We start from the raw sequence: 3,486 nt of genomic DNA on the forward strand, positions 1-3,486 counted from the left end.
GTCGGCGACACGCCGTCACCCCGCTCGCCCGAGGAGGTCCGCCAGGTGATGGCGGCGCTGCAGGCCGGCACGGCGCGCGGCCGTGCCACCGCCGTCACCCCGACGGCACCGCCGTCAACGGGCCCGACGACGCCGACCGGCAGCGCGGTCCCGACGGCACCCACCGACCCGCCGACGAGCCCCGAACCACCGACCGCGACTGAGAGGGACGCCTAGTGCGGCATTCGACGAAGCAGAGCGCCGGCCTCGACTGGTTGCTCGACGAACTGGTGCAACGGGTACCGGCCGCCCGGGAGGCGGTGGTGCTCTCCGCCGACGGCCTGCTGCTCGGCTGCTCGGCCGAGTTGGAACGCTCCGACGCCGAGCACCTCTGTGCGCTCGCCGCCGGGTTCTCCAGCCTGGCCCGCGGCGCCAGCCGGCACGTGGACGGCGGCCCGGTGCGACAGACGGTGGTGGAGATGGAGGCCGCGTACCTCTTCGTCACCACCGCCGGGCAGGGCGCCTGCCTGGCCGTGGTGAGCGACGCCGACGCGGACATCGGGCTGGTCGCGTACGAGATGGCGATGCTGGTGATCCGGGTGGGGGAGAGCCTCGCCGCACCGGCCCGATCGGCAGCGGACGCCGGAGATGCGGACTGAGCCGCCCGGGCCGCAGCACGAGTGGCTGGACGGTGACGCCGGCCCGGTGATGCGCCCGTACACGCTCACCCGGGGCCGGGTACGCTCCGCCGTCGACAATTTCAACCTGGTCGCGTTCGTGGTGGCGGCGGACGTCGACCCGGCGGGTCAGGCGCACCTGCTGCCCGAGCATCGACGGCTCGTCGCGTTGGCCAGCCGGCCGGTGTCGGTGGCCGAACTGGCGGCCGAGTTGGACCTCGCTGTCGGCGTGGTCCGGGTACTGCTCGGTGATCTCCTCGCCGAAGGCCTGGTCGCGGTGCACGAGCCGCCGAAAGCCGGCATCCTTCCCGACGACGACATCCTCAAGGCGGTGGTCAGTGGACTCCGTGCGCTGTGACCAGGTGGGCACCAGCACCACCATCCCGCTGGCACTGAAGATCCTCATCGCGGGAGGCTTCGGGGCCGGCAAGACGACCTTGGTGAGCGCCCTGAGCGAGGTCCGTCCGTTGCAGACCGAGGAGGTGCTGACCGGGGCCGGGATCGGCACCGACGACATCTCCGGCGTGGAGGGCAAGTCCACCACCACGGTGGCGATGGACTTCGGCCGGATCACCATCAACGACGACCTGCAGGTCTACCTGTTCGGCACGCCGGGTCAGGACCGGTTCTGGTTCCTCTGGGACGAGCTGGCCTTCGGCGCGCTCGGCGCGGTGGTGCTCGCCGACACCCGGCGACTGGCCGACTGCTTCCCCTCCATCGACTACTTCGAGCAGCGCGGCATCCCGTTCGTGGTGGGCGTGAACTGTTTCGACGGCTCCCGCCGGTTCAACCTGGAGACCGTACGCCGAGCGCTCGACCTGGACCCGGAGGTGCCGATGGTGCTCTGCGACGCCCGGGACCGGCAGTCCGGGAAGATGGTGTTGATCTCTCTGGTGGAGCACGTGGCCCGGCAGCGCGGTGAGCCGGTGCCGGCCGCCTGAGAACCGGGCCGGAAAGCGGGTTAACGGGCGGGCAACGCGGGCACGCTCTGGTTGGATCAACGGAGGATGCCGGCGGAGGAGTGGTACGTGAGCGGTCAGGGTGAGGTCGTCCACATCGGCTGTTACACCGCGCAGAGCGGTGGACGGGGCAGCGGCATCGTCGCCGCACGTCGCGACCCGACGACCGGGGCGCTGACCCCGCTCGGCACGGTGGCGGTCACCCCGTCCCCGTCCTTCCTGGCGCGGCACCCCACCCAGCCGGTGCTCTACGCGGTCAACGAGCTGACCGACGGGGAGGTCAGCGCCTGGCAGGTCGGTGCGGACGGCGCGCTGGACCCGCTCGGCAGCCGGTCGACCGCCGGGGCCGAGCCCTGCCACCTGGCGGTGCTGCCCGGCGGCGATCACCTGCTGGCGGCCAACTACGGCAGCGGCAGCATCGCGGTCTTCCCACTCGACCCGCGGGGCGTGCCCGGCGACCGCACCGACCTGGTGGTGCACGAGGGCCACGGCCCCGACCCGGAGCGCCAGGACCACGCCCACGCCCACATGGTCTCGCCGGGACCGGGCCGGGGGCCGATCCTCGCCGTGGATCTCGGCACCGACTCCGTCTACCGGTACGACCTGGACGCGGCGACCGGACGACTGGTGCCGCGTGCGCCGCGGATGCGGACCGCGCCCGGAACCGGTCCCCGGCACCTGGCCCGGCACCCGGACGGACGGCGCTGCTACCTCGTCGGTGAGCTGGACGCCTCGGTCACCGCGTACGAGCTGACCGACGACGGCGCGTTGCACCAACGCGGGCGGGTCGAGGCGAGCGAGCGGGCCGGCCACGTCCAACCGTCGGAGGTCGCTGTCACCCCGGACGGCCGTTTCCTCCACGTCGCCAACCGTGGGGCGGGGACCGTGGCGGTCTTCACCCTGGCCGGGGACTTGCCCGAGCTGGTGGCCGAAGTGGACACCGGTGGCGAGTGGCCCCGGCACTTCGCCCTGATCGGGGAGCACCTCTACGTCGCCGACGAGCGGGCGGACATGGTGCGGGTGTTCCGGCGCGACGCCGAAACCGGCGTCCCGGAGGCGGTCGGCGAGCCGGTTCCGGTGCCGAGTCCGACGTGCGTTTTGCCCTGAACGATGGTTTAGAGACGTGAGCGCCGCACTCGTTTGGCAACGCCACGAGGCTGCTACGTCACTCTGTGTTGCAAAAGAGAGGTCAACTGTTTCTCCTGCGTAACTTTAGTCCGAACGGATGTGGCAGAGACGGCACCTAGTACGCAAGATGGTCACCGTGTCAGCAGGCCGCCATCGCATGCGTTCGAAACTCCACCTAGCCGCCGCCGCCGCAACGGTCGGGGTGCTCGTCGTCACGACGGGCGCGTGGTTCGGCTATCGGGAGTTGATCCAGCCCAGCTGCTCGGGGGAGATCCGGCTCGCCGTGGCGGTCGCCTCCGAACTCGCGCCAGCGGTGGACGCGGCGGCGTCCCAGTGGGTGAAGGACGGCGCGGCGGTAGGCCCGACCTGCATTCGGGTCGACGTGTCCGCGTCCGACCCGGTCGACGTCGCGGCCGTGGTGGCGGCCAAGCACGGCGCGGTGCTCGCCGGCGTGGGGCAGGCCAGCGGCACCGCCGTCAGCCCCGACGTCTGGGTGCCCGACTCCTCGACCTGGCTGCTGCGGTTGAAGAAGGACGCGACGGCGTTCGCTCCGACCAACGGCGCGTCCATCGCGCGCAGCCCGATCGTCGTCGCGATGCCCGAGCCGATCGCCACCCGGCTCGGCTGGCCGGACAAGAAGTTCAACTGGACCGACCTGCTCAAGCAGGTCAACAGCAGCACGCCGCTGCGGACCGGGATCGTCGAGCCGACCCGCGACGCGGCGGGCCTGTCCGGACTGCTCT

5 protein-coding genes and 1 pseudogene are annotated in these 3,486 nt (G+C 71.9%); all 6 read left to right on the forward strand.

Translation table 11 applies throughout. The features are described 5' to 3' along the window. A pseudogene (locus KBX53_RS37195) lies at positions 1–216 on the forward strand (hypothetical protein); the annotation flags it as partial. Beyond that, on the forward strand, positions 216–638 hold the full coding sequence (locus tag KBX53_RS26515) for a roadblock/LC7 domain-containing protein (protein WP_030333266.1): 423 nt from the start codon (positions 216–218) through the stop codon (positions 636–638). The pseudogene KBX53_RS37195 and the gene KBX53_RS26515, both read left to right, overlap by 1 nt. Beyond that, positions 628–1,014 (forward strand): DUF742 domain-containing protein, encoded by a 387-nt coding sequence (locus tag KBX53_RS26520; protein WP_210862248.1) that lies wholly within the window; start codon positions 628–630, stop codon positions 1,012–1,014. The genes KBX53_RS26515 and KBX53_RS26520 overlap by 11 nt, the downstream gene beginning before the upstream one ends. Then, positions 995–1,597 (forward strand): ATP/GTP-binding protein, encoded by a 603-nt coding sequence (locus KBX53_RS26525; RefSeq protein ID WP_030333268.1) that lies wholly within the window; start codon positions 995–997, stop codon positions 1,595–1,597. Before KBX53_RS26520 ends, KBX53_RS26525 begins: the two co-directional genes overlap by 20 nt. An 87-nt stretch (positions 1,598–1,684) precedes the next feature. Next, positions 1,685–2,722, forward strand: coding sequence for a lactonase family protein (locus tag KBX53_RS26530; RefSeq protein WP_210862249.1), 1,038 nt, complete (start codon positions 1,685–1,687; stop codon positions 2,720–2,722). Between the two features lie 157 nt (positions 2,723–2,879). Next, positions 2,880–3,486, forward strand: a 607-nt coding sequence (locus KBX53_RS26535) for a substrate-binding domain-containing protein (RefSeq protein ID WP_309140856.1), incomplete at its 3' end; no start/stop codon positions are given.

Origin of the sequence: Micromonospora sp. M51, from assembly GCF_018070305.1 — a bacterium.
GTDB classification, from domain to species: Bacteria; Actinomycetota; Actinomycetes; order Mycobacteriales; family Micromonosporaceae; genus Micromonospora; species Micromonospora parva.

Excerpts from the sequence above, each read along its gene's own strand:
- KBX53_RS26520 (WP_210862248.1), top strand. The coding sequence starts at position 628 with ATGCGGACTGAGCCGCCCGGGCCGCAGCACGAGTGGCTGGACGGTGAC.